Raw genomic sequence first — 23,533 nt, 5'->3', positions numbered from 1 at the left:
ACGGAGAGCAATAAAAATACTGCTCTCCGCATGGCATTTATCTCGTCAAGAGATCGGTTAATTATCTGAAGTTATTAGGTTGATGCCATTTTCCGTTGTCATCCATCGTATCGGCCACGTCCCACCAAACTTTATCGCCTTGCGTATAAGTCGGTTTCAACGGGTTACGAGATTCACTGTTCGGATATTGTACACGCTTAATCAGTTTTGTGTTCGGTATTTCACCGTTAGAGTTGTTACCACCTTGCGGCACCAACATATAACGCGGATAATCGGTACGACGCACCTCGGCCCATCCTTCGTTACCGTTCGGGAATACGGCAATCCACTTCTGCGTAATAATCTGTTCTAACTGTTCTTCTTTTGTACCACTACGGAATGCTTCCAAACCTTGCAGGTTATTGATATAATCACTGTAATTAGTAATTCCATAATAATCCATAGAGGCACGAATGCCGTCAAGATAATATTGCTCAGCGGTTTCTGTTACACCTGCCCAGCCACGCAAAGCGGCCTCAGCTCTCAAGAACAAACTTTCTGAATAACCGAACCAAACAATTTCACGAGCCAGATTCCACCAAATCTGCGGATTCATAGCATCGGATTGCAAATTACAGCGGTTGGGTGAGTATGTAGTGGTATACGAACCTCCAATATTAGTTTCACCATTACGTACACCTCCGAAATCTTTATCCGATTCTTCAGGTACAGCCTGATTTAACTTATCAAATTCGGTAGGACGGAACCAAAGAATATTACAACGAGGATCAAGATAACAATTATCTTCACTTGCGTTAAACATGGTTTCATCTACTCCACCGGCTGTATACAAACTGCTCGGAGCTTTTTGTTCAAATCCCGGAGTATCTGTTGTCACACCCGGTTTCAGAGCTTGATTCTTATAAGCCCATTCCATTTCTTTCGGAAGAACAACGTTAGCAGTCCAACTGAATAACAGAGCATAAATGTTTTCATTACCTCCGGTGATATATTGACGTTTCGGAATCAGCGTCATGTTATCGTCTTGACTTTGCATCAAACCTGAAGGATCTGCAAGAGCAGCTTCACCTTGTTGTTTTGCCAGACTCGGATTTACGTTAGAAACACGTAATGCCAATCGCAAACGCAACGTGTTTGCAAAACGAATCCAACTTTCAACATCACCGCCATAACACAAATCATCTTCTCCCAAATCAAATTGCTGCACACTCGGAATGTCATGCAAATTGGTAATAGCCTGATCCAAGATGTCGAAAATCATACCGTAAACTTCTTCTTGAGAAGAATATTCTACGTTCTCTTCCGGTGGAAGAGCACCTTTTACGTAATACTTGATAGGAATATCACCGTAAGTATCGGTTTGTGCAGACATCAAGAATGCGTAATAAATACGTGTGATATAAAATGCCGTATGATAATACTCTTTGTCGCAGAACCAGAATGTTTTAATCAACTGACTGTATTCACTTACAGTACGGTCATCATAAAAGTGTTTCCAGCGGTTAGCCGACCAACCATCATTATAAGAATAAGTAGGCGAGTTGCTTACAAATCCGCTAACATTATTTCCCCAATAACCCGCATAGATATCATGGGTAAGATTGGTTGCTGTTTGGTAATCGTTATACAAACCTTCGTAAACGAAATTAGAAAAAGTAGCACCTGCCGAACCTTCGGTAGCACGCAAACTTTCAAGTGCATTATCTGATACGGTATAATCGATATCGATTCCGTCGGCCGTTCCGCCAATGATTGATGGGTCGTACACTGGCTGATACGGATTGGTATTCATTTCTTCAAAGTCATGACATCCGGCTAACATAGCCAATAACGAACATGCAGCCACTGACTTATATATATTGAATTTCATAAGTAACTATTTTATTTAAGATTAGAAACCTAAACTAACTGACAAACCGAATGTACGGGTGTACGGCAGAGCCGCATAGTCGATGGCCTGAGAGAACATCGTTGTATCATAACCACCTTCAGGGCTCGTACCCGGAGTATGTTTCAACAGATAACACAAGTTACGTGCTACGAATGAAACGTTCAGTGAAGTCAACGGAGTTTTCTTCAGCAGCTTTGATGGGAATGAATAACCCAATGACAATTCTTTCAACTTGATAAATGAAGCGTCATACAAGAAATCTTCCGGCAGCAAAGCGCCATAATATTGAGATGCCGTAATCTTGGTCGTATTCACTTCACCGCTTTCTGTAACACCGGGGAATACCATCATATAGCCATCGCTTTCGCCACGGTTTTCCGTACGTTTAGCCAAACCGTTTCCGGTTGCAACCATTTCTGAATAAGAAAGGATGTCACCGCCAAACTTCATGTCAAACATAGCAGACAATGTAAAGCCTTTATACGTAAACGTAGGAGATACAGACATTGTAAGTTTTGGCTGGATGTTTCCTATCGGATTAGCCACACGGATACTTTCATCTGTAATCGTCAAAGGCAGACCGTTCGCACCAACTACGATGTTACCGTTTTCATCACGCTGATACAAAGTGTTTGCATAGATTTCACCTAATTTTTCGCCTTCACGCGCACCTACATTGATCGGGAAGTTAGAGTCGCCGTTAAAGAACATGTAACTTACACCTTGATCGGGAGCCAACTCATTAACCTTCGAAACGTTATGAGCCATGTTTACGTTCAAGTCGAAAGTGAAATCTTTCGTATCAACAATGGTAGAATACAACATCAATTCAACACCCTGATTCGAAATCAAACCGGCATTTACCCACTGACCACCTGACCACGGAGCCGCAGCCGGCACTTTCATAATCTGGTTCTTGGTCTTGCTGTAATAGTAAGTAAAGTCGAAGCCCAAACGGTTTTCAAAGAATTTCATATCCAAACCAACTTCGTATGAAGTAGCGATTTCAGGTTTCAGCTTATCGTTCATCTTCACATTATCGCGGGTCGGAACAAGAATACCGTTATCGAATGAGTAAGAATAAGTGTTATACAACTGATAAGGTTCAGTATCCTTACCTACTTGGGCTGCCGACAAACGCAACTTGGCAAATGTCAACCAGCTCGGCAACGTCTTATCCAAAGAGCGGACAAAGTCGGAAATTACGAAACTCAAGTTGGCAGAGGGATAGAAGAATGAGTTATCTGATTGTGGCAATGTAGATGACCAGTCATTACGTGCGGTCAAATCCAATGACAGATATTCTTTCCAAGCCAACTGTGCAGAACCGAATACTGAGTTCATGGCACGTGAATATCCACTTTCGGCAGCCGTACGAAGCAAATTGGCAGCATTAAACATCCAGTTGCCTTTAATCAGCATATTGCCTACACCCGCACTCAGGGTTTCGTATTTTTGATACATGAAGTTAGCACCGAGGTTAGCACCCAAACGGAAGTTATCCGTAATTTGCTTGTCAGCCATGAACATAAATTCAGCATTTGATTCGAAGAAGTTTTCTTCTCTACGATCCATAGCATCATTAGTAACCATAGCCAGACTGCTTTCACCATTGATACCATCACCTCCATTAGTCTCTTCGATACGGGTACGATAGTAATCGAACGCATATTTAGCAGAGAAATGCAACCAATCGGTAAAATTAATCTTCGCATTGTAGTAACCGAATGCACGCCAGCGTTCATCCGAATTATGACGTTGATTTAATACATAATACGGGTTACGTACACCGGCGGTAGGTCCGTACCAGTTAATATGTACATGATCATCGTCTGAATACTGTCTCAAGTCATCCAAACGAATATTGTGAGGAATACCCATCAACTGATTAATAGCACCGTAAGTACCATACATCGGACGGTCTTCAGCTTTTGTACGAGACAGTGAAATCTTACCGTCCATTGACAAGTACTTATTGATTTCTGTTCCTGCATTCAAGTCGATATTGATACGGTTCAGCTCCTCGTTCGGGAATACACCGTCATTATCTGAAGCACCGAATGAAGCACGATAATGAGATTTTTCCGTGCCATTGCTGATAGATACGTTATGATTCTGTGAAAAACCGCTTTCAAAATAATCCTTCAACTTATCACCGTATTTAGAATAAGCATAAGTTTCGCCATTCCATGCTTCTTTCATGCTGCCGTCAAGAACAGGACCCCAGCTTGACCCATCTGTAGCTGAATAAACAGCTCCTTCGTTAGAGTCAATATGTCCCTGTCCGTAACGTTCTTGCATTTCGAGCGTTTCAGCCACTTTCGTCCAAGTAAAGTTACCGCTATAACGAACACCGAAACCATCTTTCTTTGAACCTTTTTTCGTGGTTACCAAGATGACACCGTTACCGGCACGGCTACCGTAAAGGGCTGCGGCATTAGGACCTTTCAATACCGAAATACTTTCAATATCATCGGGATTGATATCCAAAGAAGCGCCACCACGGTCAACACCACTATAAAAAGAGGCATCTGAACTGTTGTTGTCGCTGAACGGAACACCGTCTACAATCCACAACGGCTGGTTGTTATCGCTCAATGAAGAGTTACCACGGATGGTGATTTTGGTAGAACCACCCAAACCGGTGGCTGAAGTGTTCATCGACAAACCGGCTACCTTACCTTGCAGCGCACTGGTAACCGAGGGGTCGCCCGTCTTGTTCAGTTCGTCGCTCTTCAACTCTTGGACGGCGTAACCCAACATCTTCTTCTCACGCTTGATTCCCAATGCCGTGACAACGACTTCGTCCAACATTTCAGAGTCTTCCTTCATCGTAAGGTCGATTACGTTCTTCCCGGCTTCAACGGGCATTTCTACCGTCTGATAACCGATGTAAGAGAACTGGAGGACAGCACCCGTAGGAACGCTTAACGTATAATTACCGTCCCAGTCGGTTATCGTTCCGTTAGTTGTACCTTTTTCCACGATAGATACACCAATCAATGCTTCTCCCGTTGCATCAATGATACGACCGGTAATCTGCTGCTGGTCTTGCTGGGTCGAGCGAACAGAAGCAGTGGCAGAGGTAGATTCTTTCGACAAATAAATTACATTGTCATCTACACGGTAACTGATGCCTTTTCCTGCCAATGCTTTGTCAAGGACTTCTTCTACAGAAGAACCGCTTGCCTCTACCGAACCGATAGGCATTTCAGCCAGTTCGTCATCGTAAAAGAATTGATACTGGGACTGCGACTGAATTTGCTGAATCATAGTCCCCAACTGAGTATTGGTTAAAGCAATGTTTAATTGCGCTGACACTAACTGTGAGGGTACAGTAAACAGTGTCGAAACCAATAATGCCCGAACGACTTTCTTCGAGCTCATGCACGAGTTTTTGCTTCTCATACCTGCTTTTCTAAGGTTAGACATAAAATTTAATGAATTTCTCTTCTATTTACTAAAACTTAATGGAATAAGAATTATCTTTTACAAACCACTTATCCGAAAATGAAATTATTAAAGAAAAAAGTATTCTCAAGTTAAATTACCCACCCCGTTTTCAGCAAAAACGCTTTTCAGGAGAAGAAGAAACAGTGAGGCCAAGCCGTTTACGCAATCGACTGTTTTACAAGCATTTGATTTACCGAAAAACGCTACCCATAGTTTGCCTTAAAACATGCGGAAGAAATGGAAGATTCTTCCCAATGCGTTCCGTTACACTAAGGCTTGCGTTAATCAAGAGATACAGCCATCATTTTAACCGATGAAATGGCACAGATTTCACATCGGCTTTATCCACAAAGAAAAAAACGTCATCTATTGCTTTATATATAAAGGAATTATTACATTTGCAGAAACCTTACAGCAGATAAAAGAGGGTTTGGGCATGGAAGAAACGTTTGAAACGACATTTAAGAATTTATTCCGCAAATATTACTCCGGACTTCTGTTTTACGCAGAACGCATCGTTGGAGAAGAGGAAGCAGAAGACATCGTTCAAGATGTTTTCGCTGAATTATGGCGTCGGAGAAACGACATCCAGATAGGCGACCAAATTCAGTCTTTTCTCTATCGTTCTGTATATACAAAGGCGCTCAACTGTTTAAAACATCGTGCGATTGTTGAAAACCATAATGCAGAAGAAGAAGCCTTTTATCAAAAAAGGCTGGAGTTTTATCAACCCGACCATTCGGACATCATCCGCCGCATAGAAGACCGCGAATTACACCATGCCATTCATAATGCCATCAACGAACTGCCAGACAAATGTAAAAAAGTATTTAAGCTCAGCTATCTGCACAACATGAAAAACAAGGAGATAGCCGAGATTATGAATATATCTCTGCGTACGGTGGAAGCGCACATGTATAAGGCGTTGAAGTTCCTCCGCAGCAGGCTTGGACATTTTTCGCTCTGATAAAGTTCATATTTTATCAAAAAAATCTCTTTTTTATTTGGTATTTCAAAAATAAGCTCTACCTTTGCATCCGCAATTCGGGGTGTAGCTCAGCCCGGTTAGAGTACGCGTCTGGGGGGCGTGTGGTCGCTGGTTCGAATCCAGTCACCCCGACTGGTGAAAATGAAGGAGTTAAGCGGTTGCTTAGCTCCTTTTTGTTTTCCCCCTACAACAAATCTACAACGTATTTAGTTTTCATTAAACAAGTCAGGGTCATTATCAAATGCCCAGACATCTTTGCTTCCTTCGTGGTTCTTTTGATAGAAACTGATAGCTTCATAAGCAGAGGGAAAGAACTTAATAGTTCGAATATCGCTATATCCCTGGCTCAACAAATATAAATAGATTCCTGCACATATTTCTTCATTGGTAATGTTGGGGCGATAATCAACATCATATCTGCTGCAAAGACTCTCTTTTCTCATAATAGATACCTGTTTAGTCACTTCTTGTTTATCCTCGTCATTGAGATACGGGTCAAAATACTCTGCATAGCTTCCACACATTTGTTCTGCCTCTTTCGACAACTTCCGTTCTTCTACTGGGATATATTCTTCTGCCGCATCTGCTTTTATGGATTCTTCTGTTTGGTCAGACAGTTGTTGGATAAGGAGCAATTCATTCTTTTCTTCCTCATTTGAAGATTGGGCAATCATGTGCCTGACATCTGTTTTTACTTTATCTTCCACTACAGCCTTTTTAATAAGAGAGATTATCTCTGCTCTTGTAAAATTACTGTTTCCCTCCAAACTTTCCAATGTAGCACCTTGCCGTGCGGAAGTAGCCAAAACCAAATGCTCATTTTCATCAAAATAAGAATTAAGTGTTGCTATAGCTTTGAAGCATTCTTTACTTTGTCTTTCTATTGTATCATCATAACAAGTCTGTTGATACAGTTTATTGTGTATCGATTTAATTCTTATTTGCCGAAATCTTTTAAACTGTTCTTCTGACAAAGTAGTTTCACCTTCCTTTATATAGGCCAAATTAGGAGCTATTTCTTTCTTAACGAGTTCCTCCAACCCGTCCAAAATCTCATCCATGCCCATATTGAGTTTTTTAGAAATCTGTTCTAAAGTAAACTTTGAGTTCACATAGTCAAATAAATGTGCTAATACGACGTTGTTCATTCTTTGAAATATTATTTGTTTGTCTTCTGTATTTCTTTAATTCGCACGGTGAATGATTTTATATCATCAGGCTTTTGCTGCATTTCGCAGTAGTTTTAATCCTCTTTACTCAAGTTGCATTTCTATTATCCCTAAAGGATTACCTATTGGATTAATTTAATTTCCCTGTTCCAAAAATAGTTTGTATATAATTGCCATAATAAGCAAAACAGCACCGTTCCCCCATTCTATTTTCTTCACAAAGACTTTCCATTCAGATAAAAAGAACTTATCGGCTCGCGATATTGCTACTTTGTTTGCCAATGAAATAACGGCAGGAAAAAGCAGTAACGGAAGAAGAAACCAAAGTCCGGCTTTCATTCCATATTCCCAAGCCACGATGTCTGCCAATACGTATGCAAGGAAGTTTAAGGTCAGCAAGAAATTACAGATAAATTTCATGTCAGTTTATGGATCTTATTTATTTCAGTCACTTATAATTCTAAAAAATCATTCAGTTGGCTTTCGTCCCATCCATGCCCTAATTCCCAATGCTTGCCAATCTCAAAAACAAAATCATCAGGAAGATTAAAAACATCTGCCACAAGTTCACGCAATTCATTCTCATATTGCTTATACCAAGAACCTACTTTTACTATGAATTTTCCATTATCATAGAATATCCTACCTCTGGGAATTTTGGTATAATCCTGATAGTAAACAGATGTTTCTTTCCCTTTTGCTTTGTCCCTGCATCTTTTTGCCTGCCAGAGTGTTTTGTGTAGTTTATGATAAGTGGTATGCCCGTTCACCATTTTTGATTGAGACAAAGAAGAAGCATAAACTTCAAATAATCGGTGTTCTTCGGGCAGATACCAAAAGATTACTACCATAGGTTCAATTTCTTCTGATTCAAAGCCTTTCATCAGATTGTAATAATCTATTTCTTTCATGCTTTATGATTTGGTTATGCAATAAGCCATATCAAATAAAAACAGGCTTTATATTTGAATCAGCTACACGTTGCATTTCTCTAAGAAACTGATTCTTTGTTAAAAGAAGAACAGAATCAAAACCACAACTATCTTTAATACATTGTGGTATATCTTCATCATAAGGAGTGTTTATATCAAAATCATCATTAATATCTTTTCTTTCTCCTACATGATAATAAACATTTCCTCTATGTTCTAATTTCAGATAAATTGGATTTTCTAACTCTTTTATCATAACCTAATGTTCTTAATAAGATGAGGGCTATTGATTTTTCATTGAAACATTATTAAAAAAGCAACAGCCCTAAAATTGAGTTTACAAATACCTTTCCGTCATATAATCGCAATAAGCCTCGTTTCCCTCGTAGCAATCTTTCGACAGATTTGCTATCACCTCCTGATAGGTGATGTGTTTGAAGCGGATGCCATCTTCTTCTGCAATCCTTGCAAACTGTTCTATTTCTTCCCGATGCTTAAAACCGTCTTCGCCCAACACATCATACCAAAGATACACAAGATAAAACTCATACGGCTTTGCTGCAATCTTCAATGCGTGTCCGCTCGAAGTTTGCATGTCAGAATGAGTTTTGATGTATTTCTTCTTCAAACCTAAAACATGTTTAATGAGCTGTGCTGCATCCAAGTAACGGAATTTATTGTTGTAAGGGGATATCTCCTTTGCCAGTTCATAAAGGTTGGGCAGGCTTTCCCAAAAAGAAGTATCTTCTACGTACTTAGTCTTTAGTCCGTCATGCTTGCTGCTATATGGTTCTGTGAATTTTGATTCAATGGCGAAATCATAATCTCCATAGATAACCACGTCAATATTCGGCGTGTGAGGAAACAAAGCCTTGTCCGGACTGATTTCAAACTTTTCCTCAAATTTTATGCCGTTGAAAGAAAGCGGCTTTGACGTTTCAACAATTGTGCAATCCGTTTGGGAACCAACATTCTTGTATTCCTTTCCCACATACCTCGTTGCAGGAAGTTTGAGGGCGCGCAATAATGACGGGAGGTGTATGCCATTTTCTCTCTGCCAGTATTGAAACAGATTGACCACGATTGCGGATGATGAATGGAGAGCTTTCATCTTAGCACGTCTTTTCCCACCGTCTTTAGTTTCATTGCCATCTCCTTGATTATAACATGCGAAGTTGTCTTCCGACAAAGGTTCGAACAAGTTTTGAGCGACCTTGCTCACATAATTCTTTTCGCCATTACTGCCAATAGTTCCGGGCACTAATTCAATGCCTTTCCTTTTTGCCCAATTCTGTTGCTTCAACAGAATAAAATCTTTTCCGTTCATAGTAATAGTATAGTTAAAGCACCGTTGGCCCCTTTTACGGTAAGATTCGACAAAAAGAAAGTGCGGAGCCATCGTTTACCGTGTAGGAGGTTCTGACAAAACCCAGAAACAAATAAACAATACTCCACACTTGTTTAGTATATGTCTTTTGAACATACGCTACCCAAGTGACGAATGTTATTGCTCATCCCTGTTTCTTTGAAACTGTCAGATTTCCTACACAGGATAAAAGCGAAACACTTTCACTATTTTATGTCACATATCGCGACTTTTGCAAAGATAGTAAAACTTACCATAACAGCTATCGTTTTTTATGGATATTGTTTTCTTTGCTCTGGGTCTATTCTATAATACGAAAATCAGGTCTAACCAAAAGAAAAACGAAAGACTTTTTCACAATTAACAAAAGATCGTATTTAAATAAAATTCTATATTATTTTAAAGATAATCAATACCATACAATTTTTATTATTCAATTTTTCAATCTTTTTTATTAGTATTATTTAAGATTTCACCAATCCCATTTTTTAGCTAAAACACAGATTTTGCCCAAGTGACGCTAAAAAAATGGGATTGGCGAAATCCTGAATTAAACACTAATTCAAGTCGGATCAACGTAAAAACCTAAGGGACTCTCATCTTACGCATAAATATTCGACAGTCTAAACAGAAAGAAAGCCTTATCTTTTACTCCCCTAAATTGTGAGCGAAAATTCTTTATTTTAGCATTAAATGATTCGGATGCAGCGTTCGTGGAACGTCTCTCGAAGTAGTTTATTATTTCAAGATAATGTGTCTGTATTGACCTTTATATGCCCCTAACATTCTCACTCATTTCTAAAGTAAGAGAAGTCCACCAATCCAATATGGATTAGCAGACTTCTCCCAAAGTGACAATTAAAAATAATGCGTTTTTTTGTTTATTTCTTCATATTGGCTTCTTCCAGACCATAGTGCTTTTTGGCATCATCTACGCGCAGCATCAAAGATATTACTACTGCACATACGCCGAAAACAGCAAAGATGGTCATCGGGATGCTGTAGTTATAGCCGGTTATTGCACCGGAAGTATCGCGAAGGGTGGCAAAATCATCAATCACCCAACCTATCAGCACCGGAACCATTGCAAGTCCGATATTCTGGATATAGAAAATGATGGCGTATGCCGATCCTAACTGTTTCATCGGAATGATTTTGGGCACAGAAGGCCACATGGCACTGGGCACCAGCGAGAAGGCGATACCTAATACAATCATAACGACTACTGCAAACCACCAGTAGTTCATCAATGGCAGGGCAAATAAGACATGCACTACTGTCAGCATTACCGAGCCGATAATCATCAGTGTAGCTCCGCGTCCGATACGATCGTATAACGAGCCGAACACCGGAGTCAGCAAAATAGTACCGAAAGGTAATAAAGCCGGAATCATACCAGCAAACGATTCGGGGACGTCGTATTTATAAATCATCAATTTTGTAGCAAACTTCAAGAAGGGGAATACGCCGGCGTAAAACATCAGACACAGAAGCGTGATCAGCCAAAAACCCTTGCTGCAAAAAATCAGTTTCAAGTCTGCCAAACGGAAACCTTCTTCTTCCGACTGTCCTTCTTCTTGACGCACCGCCAATGCCGAAGCGTCTTCTTTCTTGTCCATCACACAATAAACGAGGAACGAAACGAAGCCGATACACAAGGCTATAGCGCCGAATAATACCGGATAAGAGACATTACCCATCATTCTCGCTACCGAAAGGCTGGCTCCCAAAGCGATTGCCGTACCTATACGTGCCATAGCCACCTGAAGCCCTAATGCAAGCGCCAATTCTTTCCCGGCAAACCATTTTACAATAATCTTCGACACAGTGATACCGGTAATTTCCGCTCCCATGCCGAAGATGGCAAATCCAAGCGCAGCAAGTATTACCTGCATGTTCATGCCGAAAAGCATCGTATCACCAAAGTCGGTCGACAGGGCATACCATTTTATTAACGCTCCGGCAAACATGAAGCCGCACGACATAATACCCGTAAAGCGGATTCCCATTTTATCAAGAATAATACCTCCAAAGAACAGCATCAATAAAAAGACATTGATGTATCCGTAAGCTCCCGAAAAGAAACCATACTCTGTACTCGACCATCCCTCGCCTGAAGCAACCGAACTGATGGTTTTCTGAACCGTTTGCTGCTGGCCGTCTACCGTCTCCATATACTGCAACTCAGCACCTTCTTCCAGCTTTTCAACAGTCAGTTCGGGCGAAGAAAGCGCATTTGCCGCAGCAAAAAGTTCAACTTTACTGATCAAACTATCTGCCGAAATCGATGTATCATCCGTAAAATATACCACCTTACCTTTCGTTGTAAGCAAATTTTCAAGCGGAGACATAACGTCGGTCAGGAAATAACCGCACATCATAGTAAACGAGACAATCATGAGGGCTGTCCACCGCGCTACCCTCGAATCGCTCAGTTTTTGTTGAATCTGTTCTTTCATTCTTTTCTACATTTAATCAATTAAGAAACATTTTTGCTAAAGTTGTTTATCGAAATCTCTTTTTTGTTTAAAAAAACGAGACAAAGATAATGTTTTTTCACCTTTTTTCTTTCAGATTACAAAATAAGTTCTAACTTTGTCCGAAAAGTAAACACGAATCAGAGAACCAAAACTATAAAATTATGAAAAAGACTAAGAGATTGGCGGTATGTGCCGTATTAGGTGGAAGTGTATTGTTTTCATCTTGTATTGGCTCGTTCGGATTATGGGGCAGCCTGAAAGATTGGAATCAAAACATCGGAAACAAATTCGTAAATGAAATCGTATTCCTTGCGTTCCACATCATTCCGGTTTATGAAGTGGCTTACTTGGCCGACATCATCGTTCTTAATTCCATCGAATTCTGGTCGGGTTCTAACCCGTTGGCAGAAGTAGGTACGACGCGAACCATCGAAGGCGAAAACGGTGAATACTTAGTTCGTACAAACGAAGACGGTTACACTATTACGAAAAAAGGTGAAGAAGGAAAACAGCTTGATTTGGTATACAATCAAGAAAAACGTACATGGAATGCGGTTTCTGAAGGTCAAAGCTTCGAACTGATTACAATGAACGAAGACGGTACGATTACCTATAAACAGCAAGACGGTACGCCGGTAACTGTTACTCCCGATGCATTCGGATTATCAACCATGCGTTGCGCTACCGGAAACTCTTTGTTTTTCGCTGCAAGATAAACTGTTTTTCATCATAATAAAGGCACGGGGCTATCAAGAACTCCGTGCCTTTATCTTTCACTCAACGCTGAGGTATATCTACAAACGATTCTTTACGACCTTTCAAATGTTCTGAAAAGAAATCAACCATCCTCCAGTAAAAATACTCGTCCATATCACCAAAGCCGTGACGCTGTCCGGGCAGAATCAGCATTTCAAAACGCTTGTTGGCACGAATCAGGGCATTTACCACACGAATCGTATTGCCCGGATGTACATTGTTGTCTATATCGCCGTGTACCAGCATCAGGTGGCCTTTCAATTGTTTCACGATTTCCGGATTAGTGGCAATCTTATAAGCAAACGTCGTGTCTCCCTTTTCTGAAATTTCTTCTTTTACTCCGTGATGGGTTTCGCTCCACCAGCGGTTATAGATACGGTTATCGTGATTTCCGGCACACGAAACTGCGGCTTTATAGAAATCGGGATACTGACAGATGGCTGCCGTTGACATAAATCCTCCGCCCGAATGTCCGTGGATTCCTACTTTATTGACATCGATAAACTTATAACGCGCCGCAAGCTGTTCTACTGCCGCTTTGTGATCGGCAAGCGGATAGTCGCGCATGTTTCCATAACCATAATTGTGATACCATTTGGAACGGCTGGGATGTCCGCCGCGTTGACCTACCGATATCACGATGAAACCTGCCTGAGCCAAGCGGTCGGTACGAACGCTCATGCGGGTAAACGGATAGTACACTGCCTCAACCTGCGGACCCGGATAAACGTAATCGATGATGGGATATACTTTGGTAGAATCGAAGTTATAAGGTTTATACATTACTCCGTAAAGGTCGGTCACACCGTCGGCAGCTTTTACCGTAAACAGTTCGGGGAACTGATAACCGGCTGCCTGTAACTGTGAGAAGTCGCTTTCTTGAATCGTCATTACTTTGTTGCCGTTTCGGTCTATCAAATCGGCACGGGGGATGGTATTTACCCGCGAATAGTTATCCACGATGAAACGCGCCTCATCGTCTACCTCTACCTGATGGAAGAAATCTCCCTCCGTCAGCCGCTTCAGTCCGCTCCCGTCAGCATTTACTTTATATAAATGTTCATAGTAAGGATTCTCCCCTTTCTCGCGGCCGTTTGCCGTAAAATAAATGGTACGTGCAGATTCATCCACCTTTACCACACGCTCTACATGCCATGCACCTTTCGTAATGCGGTTTTTCAGGTTTCCTCTGTCGTCATACAGATACAAGTGCGCCCATCCGTCACGTTCACTCCACTGAATAAATTCTTTTCCACCGTTGAAAATATAAACAGGTCTCGTTTCCTGATAGGTGTTCATTCGCTCTTTCACCACGGGAACAATCGAATCTTGACCAATGGTGTAGGTACAAACATCAATGCGGTGCAAGTCACGGCTGCTGCGGGTCAGGAAGAAACGGTTATTATCTCCTTGCCAAACAGACGGAATGAACTCCATGTCGCGCTGCCGCTGCTCATACGGCTTATACTCCAAGCCTAAGGTTTGGTTTTTCCATGCCGAAACCTTAATCTCCTTACGGCTGTTGTCTGTCATGTCAAACAAATACAGATGTTCTTCAGGAGCCTCCATTTCGCCCGGCATCTGATATTTATACGTTTCCAGCGTAGGACGAGGTTCTGCCACGGAGTTAATCACCCACAACGGTTTCACTGCCCGGTCGTCAGACACAATGGTTACGAAATGCTTTGAGTCGGGCGACCAGCATCCCCATACGCCTCTCCGTTTGCCGTTACACAGCGTATCAGTGTTTAACATGCTGTACGGAATGCCGTACCCGAAATCCGGAGTACCGTCGGTAGTCAGTTGCACCTCCACTATCGTGCTATCCTTTTCATCCTTCTGCGCCTTGCGATAATCGTCAATGCTCATACGATACAGGTTACAGTCTTTCGCATACACCACCGTCTGTCCGTCGGGCGAAACCGAAGCCCATCCCAAACGTTTGGGTTCTTCCTCGCCGTTTTCCAGCCATGTCAATTTACGTGTCGGATAATCGTAAGAGAAATAAAAGACCTCCTTCTTGTTCTTATCCTTCGCCTTTTCATCTTTCTTCGGTTTCGCATCGCGCGAAGACTCCACCTCGAAAGTAAACGTCCGTCCGTCTTCCTTCGCTTTCAGGTTACGAATCGGCAAATGACGCGCCTCGAACGGGTCTTTTACAATCTCGGTCAGTTGTGCCGCCATCTCATCGCGGTCGAACAACAACTCTTTGCTTCGCGAAGCCGGGTTAACCACATACCAGAAAGTTCCTTCGCTCGTTTTATACTCAAACCAGAAGCAATTTCCTTTCTGAAACCAATGCGGGTCTACGGTAGTAGAAAACAACATGGTCTTCAGTTTTGCTCCCGTAAATTTTTCCGCCTGCAAATATTCAGGCAAACGCTCTTGCGCTATCAAAGGCGTATACAGTATTCCGCCTGCAATCAAAACAGTAAAAAATAGTTTTTTTAGATTCATTAATTCATACTTTAAAATCCGATGCACAAAGATACACAAATCTTCACACATAGTCTGTCCTTACTCCTGTCGAAACAAGGTTTTCTGTTATTTATATCCTTATTTTCAGCAAATTCGGTTTACCCATCCAGACTGCTGAAAACATCCGCTTGTTTTACTTAACGCAAGCGGATGTTTTCAGTGACACAAGCGCATGTGTATGACAACACAAGCGGTTGCATTTTTGGCAACAAATAGCTGGATAAAATAATCATCTTAAATGCTGTTACTTTCTTCATTCTTTTATGAAAAAAATTACAAAAAAAATCGGGCGACCTGATATACAGACCGCCCGAACAATAAAAACCACCTACTTAATTAATACCCCGGATTCTGCTGATCGGCTATTACTGCATTACCCTGCAATTCAGACAACGGAATAGGCATCAGCCAACGGAAGTTGCCTACATCAAGAGTTTTCTTGATAACCGGTTTATACAGCGATTTGCCGAAACGACGCATATCAAAGAAACGGTGTCCTTCATAACATAATTCCCGGCGACGCTCTAACAGCAATTCTTCCATAAACTCATCAAGTGTACCGTAGTTAGCGTCTGTCCAACCCTCGATACGCTCTTTACGCAACTCGTTTAACAAAGTATTCGCTTCGCTCAAATCTGTATGTGCAATGGCTTCCGCTTTAATCAACTGCATTTCAGAAGAACGAAGTATCTTTTCGTCTGCCAGCCCTACGTTCGATTCAGTTCCTTTATATTTATTTACACGCTTGACAGGAACTCCGTCACGATCTACCCCGTCGCCAATAAAAATGCCCAAACGGATATCTTCCGGAGTGTAATCGGCTATCAGTTCCGGTGAAGGTTCGAACGCACTACTGTTATCTGCACTCCAGAAAATCGTACCGATGGTTTCTTCGCCCACCATTCGTTTTAACTTCCAGATTACATCCACATCACTGTCGTCACTCCAAATAGCAGCATATTCATTCATCGTTGCCAAAGGTTTTTGTTTTAACGCATCATCGGCATATTTATACGCTTGCTGGTAATCTTTTTTATACAAATAAATTCGAGCCAGTAAAGCATCGACAGCCGCTTGTGACACGTACGACGGGTCATCAGGAGCAACCTGTTCTAATAACGGTCGAGCCTCTGTCAAGTCTTGAATCATATACTCAAAACATTCATCTACCGTGTTACGTCCCGGAGTTTCTAACACAACAGGTGTTTTCACATACGGAATACCATAAGAACTGCCATTTTCGATATCAGAGAAAAACAGCAACAACTGCAAACTGTTATAAGCCCTCAACACCTTAGCCGTAGCTATGCTGTTGTTCTTAGAGGCTATTTCTTCGTCAGTCTCGGCCGGTACATTTTCTGCACCTTGCAAAATGCGGTTTACAAGGTTTATAACACTATACTCTTTCGACCAAATATCATTATGCTCACCCGTAGAAGCCGTATAAGTCCATTGATATGTATCATCTCCTGCACCACCATTCTGTCCGCCTTTAATGACATCATCCGACAAAACAGCTGTTACACGGACAATCTGTTTCATTGACATCTGTCCATACGCTCCTGTTACAGTTTGTTCCAAAGAAGAAACCGAACTGTAAATTGCGCCATCGTCAATCTGATCTGTGGGAGTCAAATCCGTATAATTACAAGATGAAACCCCTGCCATCATGCCTGCAATAACAAGACTTTTATATAATGCTTTCATAATAATCGTATTTTAACAAGTTTAGAAATTAATGTTTACTCCAAAAGTTACAGATATCGGAGTAGGATAAGACATATAATCTGTATCACCGCTAACTTCAGGGTCCATTCCCGAATATCCGGTCACAGTAAACAAGTTTTCTCCCTGACAGAACAAGCTAATAGACTGGAATAATTTCTGCTTCTCTAACAGTTTATGCGAAGGTGTCCATGACAAACGTAATGTTTTCAAGCGCAAGAATGAGGCATCTTCCAAGAACTGAGAAGCCCACGGACTCGGATTGTTCTGGGTGTCGAACCGGGGTACTGTAGTTATATCACCCGGTTTGCGCCACATATTCAGCATGTATGCAGGCTTATTACCATTGAAATTATGATTATCCACATACCAGCGGGTAGCATTCATAATATAGTAGTTCAAGGCATAAGTGAAACTTGCCGAAAGCGAAATACCTTTATAGGTAAGATTGGTATCAAAACCGCCGAATACAGGAACTTCTGATGATTTAAACTTATCAACAAAGGGTGCTTGTGAAATATCTTCGGTTTTTCCGCCTTTTTGATCATAGAACCATACTTCACCCGTTTCCGGATTTACTCCTGCCCATTCTACCATGTACCATGTACCCAAAGGTTTGCCAACTTCATACAAATAATCTCCATTCACAAATTTGTTATCTTCATTAGCCCATGTACCCAAGTCGGTAATCTGATTCTTATTATACGTAATATTAGCTCCGATATTCCATTCAAAGTCTGCCGTACGGATAGGTGTTCCGCTTATTGACAATTCAATACCTGTATTGCGAATAGAACCGGCATTTGTTTTTATTTCACTAAAACCGGATGTCTGCGAAATTTTCTTATCCATCAACAAATCTCTTGTATTCTTTATATAGAAATCTGCCGAAACATTCAAACGGCTATCAAACATGCGTAAATCGGCTCCCAGATCAAATTGCTCAGAGGTTTCCCATTTCAAGTCGGCATTACCCAAAACGCTGTGATAATATCCCGAAATTCCATTATACGAAGTTTTAGAATATCCGTTAAATGTCCCGAAATCACTGATACCATCCTGATTACCGGTTGTACCATAACTGGCACGCACTTTCAACTGATTGATTTTCTCAAAACGGCTCATGAAATCTTCTTTACTGATATCCCAAGCAGCTCCGACAGACCAGAATGCTGCACCTTTATTGCTTCCTATAAATTTAGAAGACTCATCGTAACGCACACTTGCAGAGAAATTATATCGGTCTTTCAAAGTATAATTCCATTGAGTGAAGAATGACATCAAGTTACTATGCGTTTTACTTCCTCCGATAGTAGGCGGATTATCCGATGCTCCAGTCTTATCTCCAATACCAGCCGGCGAATCCATCATAAATGGGTCTAAATCATATCCTGTTTGATTAAAAGCAGAATACACACCATCATATAATTCGAATCCTGCGACACCAGACAAAGAGTGAATATCGTTAAATGTCTGTACAAAATTCAAGGTATTAGTCCAAGTATAGCGGCGCATATCTGAAGTAGCTTGTGACATATATCCGTGATTAGAAACAGCCTTCGGGTGCTCACGGTCTAATGTACTTGTTGTTTTCCGTCCATAGTAATCCATACCGAAATTAGTTTTAAACCGTAACCAATCCGTTATATGAATATTCAGATAAGCAGAACCAACCAAACGCAACAAACCTTTTTTACGGTGATAATACTTAGTTATCAGCGTCGGATTATCCCCATTAAACCAATTATCGGGATCTTCATACGGATAAGCCAGATAGGTAGTAAACCACGGATTCATCCAGCTCTGTCTATTACCACTTTCATCATAATCAGGGTCGGATAACTTGGTATCTGAATAACCGATGTTGGCACTTACACCGAAATCGAAAACCCGACTAATCTTATGGTCTAAATTAAAACGTCCGGAATAACGGGTCAGACCCGATTCTTTTAAGATACCATCTTGCTTCAAGAAAGAACCGGATACATAAAATTTAGTTTTTTCATTACCTCCGTTAACCGACACATTATGTTCCATAGAGAAACCGTTTTGTGTCATCAGGTCCAAATAATCAGTATCCGTAGCACGAGCCGTAGCCAAACGGTCACGTCCGGCATCCAATTCTGCCAACTCACTTGCGGTAATCGTACCTTGCTGTTCTTTCATTTCAAGACTAAGCAAATGCATTAACGGATATTGATTGGAGTCCGGATTCTGTTCTGCGCAATAAGTTTGATACAATATATTTTCAGCCCCTGTCATCATCCGATTCTTTAACCCGCGCATGATAGAAGTCCCTAATTTCAGATTATAGTTTACTTGTGTACGTCCTTCCTTTCCTCTTTTACTGGTTATCACAATCACACCATTAGAGCCGCGCGAACCGTAAATGGCCGTCGCCGAAGCATCTTTCAGCACTTGAATATCAGCGATATCATCAGCATTCAACGAAGCAAACTGAGCCGCTTCAATCATCACTCCGTCTAAAATATAAAGAGGTGTATTGGAGCCATTGATTGAACCTGTACCACGAATACGAATCTTAACATCGGCTGTTCCCGGCTGTCCAGATCCGGTAGAAATCATCAAGCCGGCAACTTTTCCCTGCAAACGGTCTTCCAATGTTGCAGAAGTTTGATCGGCTATTTTTTCACTTTTTACCATATCTACCGCACCGGTCAGCTGACTTCTTTTTACCGTATTATAACCAACCACAACAACTTCTTGCATATTAATAGCTTCTTCAAACAGCGTAACATTGACCGTTGAGCGAGAACTGACGTCTACACTTACAGTTGAATAGCCGATATAAGAAACTTGCAATTTATGCTTACCTGCCGGTACATCTATCGAATACTTTCCATCCAAATCAGTTATCACTCCTGTTGATGTACCTTCCACAACAACCGTAGCTCCAATAATCGGAACGTTTTCCTTATCCAGTACCACACCTGTTACAGTACGAGCCTGCTGCACAATTTTTGTTGCCGGTAAAGACATTTCAGCAGGAGAACTCCATCCGGCAGCAAAAGATGTTCCTAAACTGCCACAAACCAACATAGCCGCTAAGGATTTGTAGTGCATCCCCTTCATGGAATGCACCAAGAGTTTTGTTTTCATATTTTTATTACATTAAAGGTTAATAACTAAAGGGTTAACGATTAACACTCTGTTTCTTATATAAAGCTGTTTTTCCCGGCAAAGAAATAGACTGAGGAATATCTTCTTTCGAAATGCCACGTTTGTAATTGGGCTTTTCGCTCATTACGAAATGTAATTCAACCCCGTTTTTTATGTCATCGTACGTCAGATAAGATTTGCTGTATTTCTTTCCGTTTACCAACAATTCTTTGACATAAACGTTGGTTGCCGACCAGTTTTCGGTGGTCATCCTGATTTGCTTACCGTTACTTAGGGTTAAGGTCAAACCTGCGGCACACGGCGAACCGATGTTATACACATTCGAAGAGGGGGCTACCGGATAAAAACCAAGACAGTTGAACATATACCATGCCGACATCTGTCCACAGTCGTCGTTTCCGCTCAAAGACCCCGGTTCGTTTCCGTAAAAACGGGATGCGATTTCGCGTATCCACTTCTGGCATTTCCACGGCTGTCCTAAATAGTTATAGAGGTAGGCTATGTGGTGACAGGGCTCGTTGCCGTGCCAGTAACCTCCAATACGTCCTTGAATATCGTGAGCACCGGGGATGTCATCGGGTAATTCTACCGTAAAGAGTTCATCCAACCGTTTCTGAAAGAGCTTCTTCCCAGCCAGATTGATGTATCCCTGTACATCGTGAGGCACGTACCATGTATACTGCATCGTAAAACCTTCGGTTATGTCGCCCCATCCGTTTACCGAGCCCGGTCCCTGATAAGCTATCGGACTGAAGGGCGTACGCCAGTTACCTTGCGTATCCCTACCCCGCATGTACTTTGTTTCCGGGTCAATCAACGTCTGGTATGAAAGCGAACGGTTCAGGAAGTAGTGGTAATCGTCCGTTTTTCCCAACGCTTTTGCCGCTTGTGCGATGCAATAATCATCGTAAGCATATTCCAAAGTCTTAGAGACAGATTCGGCTTCTTTATCGAAAGGTACGTAACCGTTTGCACGGTATTCAGGCAGACAATCGAAATGTTCGTTCATTGCCGTGGTTTTCATTGCTTCGTAAGCCCGTTCGTAATCAAAGCCTTTCACTCCTTTTACTATCATATCTGCCAATACCGACACGGCGTGATAACCTATCATACACCATGTTTCGTTTCCGTAGAACGACCAAATCGGAAGCATCCGTTCCACACTCTTGTCATAATGTGCCAGCATGGAGTTGGCAATATCCGCATTTACATCCTGATGCACCAAGTTAAACCACGGATGCAAGGCGCGATACGTGTCCCACAACGACAGGGTGGTATAGTTTGTAAAGCCTTCTGCTTTCTCGATATTCTTATCCAGCCCGCGGAATTGCCCGTCTGAATCTTGAAAGACAAACGGATGAAGAGCGGCGTGATAAGCCGATGTATAAAAAGTTTCTTTCGTCTTGCGGTCGCCTGTCAGCTGATATTTTCCTAACTCTTCTTCCCAAAGGGCCACGCCTTTTGCTTTCAAAGCATCAAAGGTCATGCCGTCCAGTTCGCGCAGGTTTCCGCGTGCTCCGGCGGTGCTGACTGCCGAGACAGCTGTTTTCACCGTCACGGTCTCGCCTTCTTGGGTATCAAAAGAGATACATGCCATCAGGTTCTTCCCCCAAGCCTCGTAACTGCTCCGAAAGCGGGAAGTATTATAAATCACCGGCTTCTTGTCTTGCATGAAGCGCAGGTTCTTCAACTTTTTCGAAAATACGGCGGTAAAATAAACATGGCGTTCGGGTCCCCATCCTTTTACCAGTTTATAGCCGGTTATTGTTGAATCATTCTCCATCCGCAGGTTCGCCCATTCGCAACTCTGCCACAGGGTATGATTCATGTCAATCATGATAAACGATTGTTCCGACTTGGGATAAGTGAAACGGAACATGCCGCTACGCAACCCGGCGGTCATCTCGGCTTTTACTCCATAATCATCCAATTCTACCGCATAATAGTTAGGCGATGCCCATTCTCTGTCATGCGAGTAGCGCGAACGGTAACCGTCGTCGGGATGCTCGCGTGTGCCGGGGTCAAGTTTCATTTCACCCGTTCCGGGGATGAAAAGAAAGTCTCCCAAATCCGGAATACCTGTCCCGCTCAAGTGAGTCAGGCTGAAACCCAATATGGAAGTATGGTTATACTTATAACCGGCAGCCGCATCATAAAATTTCGAATCGGTATCCGGACTGATTTGGATTCCCCCGAAAGGAATCTGCGCACCGGGATATACATTGCCGTATCCGTCTGTCCCCACCAATGGCCTGACGTATTGTGTCAGGTTTTCAGCGTTGAGCAGGCAGGGAAACAAAAGCAATCCCACACCTATTTTTATTCTCTTACTCAGTTTCATGGTTACTTGGTTTCTTGGATGTCGCCTACGGCTACTTGGTATTCATGCCATAACTCGTCGATGTCGTATTGGTCGCCCAATGCGTATTTGATTCCGCCGTTAAATGACCACGGCACTACCTCTAAAGTGCTCCGGTTGAATTTGCGGAGAAATTCCTTGTCTTTGTTGTCGCGCAGCCAGACAAAGAAGTAACCTGCCGTGCGATAACCGTCCATGTAGTTTCCGCCTTTCGGACGGGCATCCGCCGTAAATCCACCGTTCGCCACACGCACTGCGTCTGCCATACCTTCGATGAACGCCCAAAACACACGGCTGTTTCCATAATTGCCGATACCTTGCGGCTCCAACTGGTAGGCGTGTGTCAACTCATGGAGCAACACGCCGCGAGTCTCAAAAAACAGCTTAGCCGTATCGTTTTGCGCAAACGATTTTTCAATGTGGCGGGTACTGTAAAAAATGCTCACCACCCCGTTTCCTCCGTCTTTGGCAGAGATTCCGTCGATATCTTCCAATGAATAATGAATCGTATCCACGGGTACGATGCTGTCATTCGGAGAGTCGTATAAGGTAGCCAATACCGCACGGGCTTGTTCGGCTATATAGCTTTGAGGGTCGGTTACGATACGGTGATAGATTTTCGACCCTTCAGTTTGAGGAGCTTGATCATCGAATACAATGTGTCCTACGGGGTAGTTATCCCACGTAGCAACCGCCTCAACCGGGGTTTCTTGTGTTTGTTTCTGGTTTCCACATGCCGACATGCCTATCAGCCCCAATACCATTCCTGCAATAAAATAATGTGTCTTCATCTTC

Annotated in this window: 15 protein-coding genes, 1 tRNA gene and 1 pseudogene; 3 read left to right on the top strand and 14 right to left on the bottom strand. The window is 42.1% G+C overall.

The window, feature by feature from the left end; all coding sequences use genetic code 11:
- Positions 1-61: 61 nt before the first annotated feature.
- Both H9626_RS06520 and H9626_RS06515 read right to left on the bottom strand, forming a co-directional pair.
- The gene (locus tag H9626_RS06520; protein WP_191709980.1) at positions 62-1,870 is read right to left on the bottom strand and encodes a SusD/RagB family nutrient-binding outer membrane lipoprotein; all 1,809 of its coding nucleotides are present in this window, start codon (positions 1,868-1,870) and stop codon (positions 62-64) included.
- Positions 1,871-1,891: 21 nt separating this feature from the next.
- Complete coding sequence (locus H9626_RS06515) at positions 1,892-5,299, bottom strand: SusC/RagA family TonB-linked outer membrane protein (protein WP_191709979.1); 3,408 nt, start codon at positions 5,297-5,299, stop codon at positions 1,892-1,894.
- A 358-nt stretch (positions 5,300-5,657) separates the two neighbouring features.
- Here H9626_RS06515 and H9626_RS06510 point away from each other — a divergent pair, with 358 nt between their 5' ends.
- Both H9626_RS06510 and H9626_RS06505 read left to right on the top strand, forming a co-directional pair.
- Positions 5,658-6,311, top strand: coding sequence for an RNA polymerase sigma-70 factor (locus tag H9626_RS06510; protein WP_191709978.1), 654 nt, complete (start codon positions 5,658-5,660; stop codon positions 6,309-6,311).
- A 78-nt stretch (positions 6,312-6,389) separates the two neighbouring features.
- Positions 6,390-6,464: transfer RNA gene (locus H9626_RS06505), tRNA-Pro, on the top strand.
- A 74-nt stretch (positions 6,465-6,538) separates the two neighbouring features.
- Here the strand turns inward: H9626_RS06505 and H9626_RS06500 are convergent.
- The 7 genes and pseudogenes from H9626_RS06500 to H9626_RS06470 form a co-directional block, all read right to left on the bottom strand.
- Entirely contained in the window at positions 6,539-7,480 is a 942-nt protein-coding gene (locus tag H9626_RS06500; RefSeq protein WP_191709977.1) for a hypothetical protein, read from the bottom strand.
- Between the two features lie 156 nt (positions 7,481-7,636).
- Positions 7,637-7,921, bottom strand: coding sequence for a hypothetical protein (locus H9626_RS06495; protein ID WP_191709976.1), 285 nt, complete (start codon positions 7,919-7,921; stop codon positions 7,637-7,639).
- A 32-nt stretch (positions 7,922-7,953) separates the two neighbouring features.
- Entirely contained in the window at positions 7,954-8,412 is a 459-nt protein-coding gene (locus tag H9626_RS06490; RefSeq protein WP_191709975.1) for a hypothetical protein, read from the bottom strand.
- 31 nt (positions 8,413-8,443) lie between these two features.
- Positions 8,444-8,689, bottom strand: coding sequence for a hypothetical protein (locus tag H9626_RS06485; RefSeq protein ID WP_191709974.1), 246 nt, complete (start codon positions 8,687-8,689; stop codon positions 8,444-8,446).
- A gap of 81 nt (positions 8,690-8,770) precedes the next feature.
- The gene (locus H9626_RS06480) at positions 8,771-9,760 is read right to left on the bottom strand and encodes a PGN_0703 family putative restriction endonuclease (protein ID WP_191709973.1); all 990 of its coding nucleotides are present in this window, start codon (positions 9,758-9,760) and stop codon (positions 8,771-8,773) included.
- Positions 9,761-10,400: 640 nt separating this feature from the next.
- A pseudogene (locus tag H9626_RS06475) lies at positions 10,401-10,568 on the bottom strand (transposase); the annotation flags it as partial.
- Between the two features lie 112 nt (positions 10,569-10,680).
- Positions 10,681-12,258 carry an MFS transporter gene (locus H9626_RS06470; protein ID WP_178257055.1) on the bottom strand — a complete coding sequence of 526 codons (1,578 nt, stop codon included), beginning with the start codon at positions 12,256-12,258 and terminating at the stop codon, positions 10,681-10,683.
- 182 nt (positions 12,259-12,440) lie between these two features.
- On the opposite strand from H9626_RS06470, the gene H9626_RS06465 reads away from it, so the two are divergent.
- Positions 12,441-12,995 carry a DUF3332 domain-containing protein gene (locus H9626_RS06465; RefSeq protein WP_178257054.1) on the top strand — a complete coding sequence of 185 codons (555 nt, stop codon included), beginning with the start codon at positions 12,441-12,443 and terminating at the stop codon, positions 12,993-12,995.
- Positions 12,996-13,056: 61 nt separating this feature from the next.
- Here the strand turns inward: H9626_RS06465 and H9626_RS06460 are convergent, their stop codons facing one another.
- The 5 genes from H9626_RS06460 to H9626_RS06440 form a co-directional block, all read right to left on the bottom strand.
- Positions 13,057-15,492, bottom strand: a complete 2,436-nt coding sequence (locus H9626_RS06460; RefSeq protein WP_191709972.1) for a S9 family peptidase — start codon at positions 15,490-15,492, stop codon at positions 13,057-13,059.
- 357 nt (positions 15,493-15,849) lie between these two features.
- A complete protein-coding gene (locus H9626_RS06455; RefSeq protein ID WP_191709971.1) occupies positions 15,850-17,220 on the bottom strand; it encodes a RagB/SusD family nutrient uptake outer membrane protein in 1,371 nt (456 codons plus the stop codon).
- A 21-nt stretch (positions 17,221-17,241) separates the two neighbouring features.
- A complete protein-coding gene (locus tag H9626_RS06450) occupies positions 17,242-20,358 on the bottom strand; it encodes a SusC/RagA family TonB-linked outer membrane protein (RefSeq protein ID WP_191709970.1) in 3,117 nt (1,038 codons plus the stop codon).
- Positions 20,359-20,392: 34 nt separating this feature from the next.
- Positions 20,393-22,720, bottom strand: coding sequence for a GH92 family glycosyl hydrolase (locus H9626_RS06445; RefSeq protein WP_191709969.1), 2,328 nt, complete (start codon positions 22,718-22,720; stop codon positions 20,393-20,395).
- Between the two features lie 2 nt (positions 22,721-22,722).
- Positions 22,723-23,529, bottom strand: a complete 807-nt coding sequence (locus H9626_RS06440; protein ID WP_178257049.1) for a basic secretory protein-like protein — start codon at positions 23,527-23,529, stop codon at positions 22,723-22,725.
- Positions 23,530-23,533: the final 4 nt, after the last annotated feature.

It is taken from the genome of Phocaeicola faecium, from assembly GCF_014837055.1.
Classification (GTDB): Bacteria; Bacteroidota; Bacteroidia; order Bacteroidales; family Bacteroidaceae; genus Phocaeicola; species Phocaeicola gallinarum.
This window is presented reverse-complemented; position numbering and strand designations above follow the sequence as displayed.

What these genes read in the sequence shown, in the direction of transcription:
- H9626_RS06450 (WP_191709970.1), bottom strand. Translation starts at nt 20,358, where the DNA reads ATGAAAACAAAACTCTTGGTGCATTCCATGAAGGGGATGCACTACAAA.
- H9626_RS06510 (WP_191709978.1), top strand. Translation starts at nt 5,658, where the DNA reads ATGAAATGGCACAGATTTCACATCGGCTTTATCCACAAAGAAAAAAAC.
- H9626_RS06485 (WP_191709974.1), bottom strand. Translation starts at nt 8,689, where the DNA reads ATGATAAAAGAGTTAGAAAATCCAATTTATCTGAAATTAGAACATAGA.
- H9626_RS06445 (WP_191709969.1), bottom strand. Translation starts at nt 22,720, where the DNA reads ATGAAACTGAGTAAGAGAATAAAAATAGGTGTGGGATTGCTTTTGTTT.
- H9626_RS06500 (WP_191709977.1), bottom strand. Translation starts at nt 7,480, where the DNA reads ATGAACAACGTCGTATTAGCACATTTATTTGACTATGTGAACTCAAAG.
- H9626_RS06515 (WP_191709979.1), bottom strand. Translation starts at nt 5,299, where the DNA reads ATGAGAAGCAAAAACTCGTGCATGAGCTCGAAGAAAGTCGTTCGGGCA.
- H9626_RS06480 (WP_191709973.1), bottom strand. Translation starts at nt 9,760, where the DNA reads ATGAACGGAAAAGATTTTATTCTGTTGAAGCAACAGAATTGGGCAAAA.
- H9626_RS06440 (WP_178257049.1), bottom strand. Translation starts at nt 23,529, where the DNA reads ATGAAGACACATTATTTTATTGCAGGAATGGTATTGGGGCTGATAGGC.
- H9626_RS06460 (WP_191709972.1), bottom strand. Translation starts at nt 15,492, where the DNA reads ATGAATCTAAAAAAACTATTTTTTACTGTTTTGATTGCAGGCGGAATA.
- H9626_RS06470 (WP_178257055.1), bottom strand. Translation starts at nt 12,258, where the DNA reads ATGAAAGAACAGATTCAACAAAAACTGAGCGATTCGAGGGTAGCGCGG.
- H9626_RS06465 (WP_178257054.1), top strand. Translation starts at nt 12,441, where the DNA reads ATGAAAAAGACTAAGAGATTGGCGGTATGTGCCGTATTAGGTGGAAGT.
- H9626_RS06455 (WP_191709971.1), bottom strand. Translation starts at nt 17,220, where the DNA reads ATGAAAGCATTATATAAAAGTCTTGTTATTGCAGGCATGATGGCAGGG.
- H9626_RS06520 (WP_191709980.1), bottom strand. Translation starts at nt 1,870, where the DNA reads ATGAAATTCAATATATATAAGTCAGTGGCTGCATGTTCGTTATTGGCT.
- H9626_RS06490 (WP_191709975.1), bottom strand. Translation starts at nt 8,412, where the DNA reads ATGAAAGAAATAGATTATTACAATCTGATGAAAGGCTTTGAATCAGAA.
- H9626_RS06495 (WP_191709976.1), bottom strand. Translation starts at nt 7,921, where the DNA reads ATGAAATTTATCTGTAATTTCTTGCTGACCTTAAACTTCCTTGCATAC.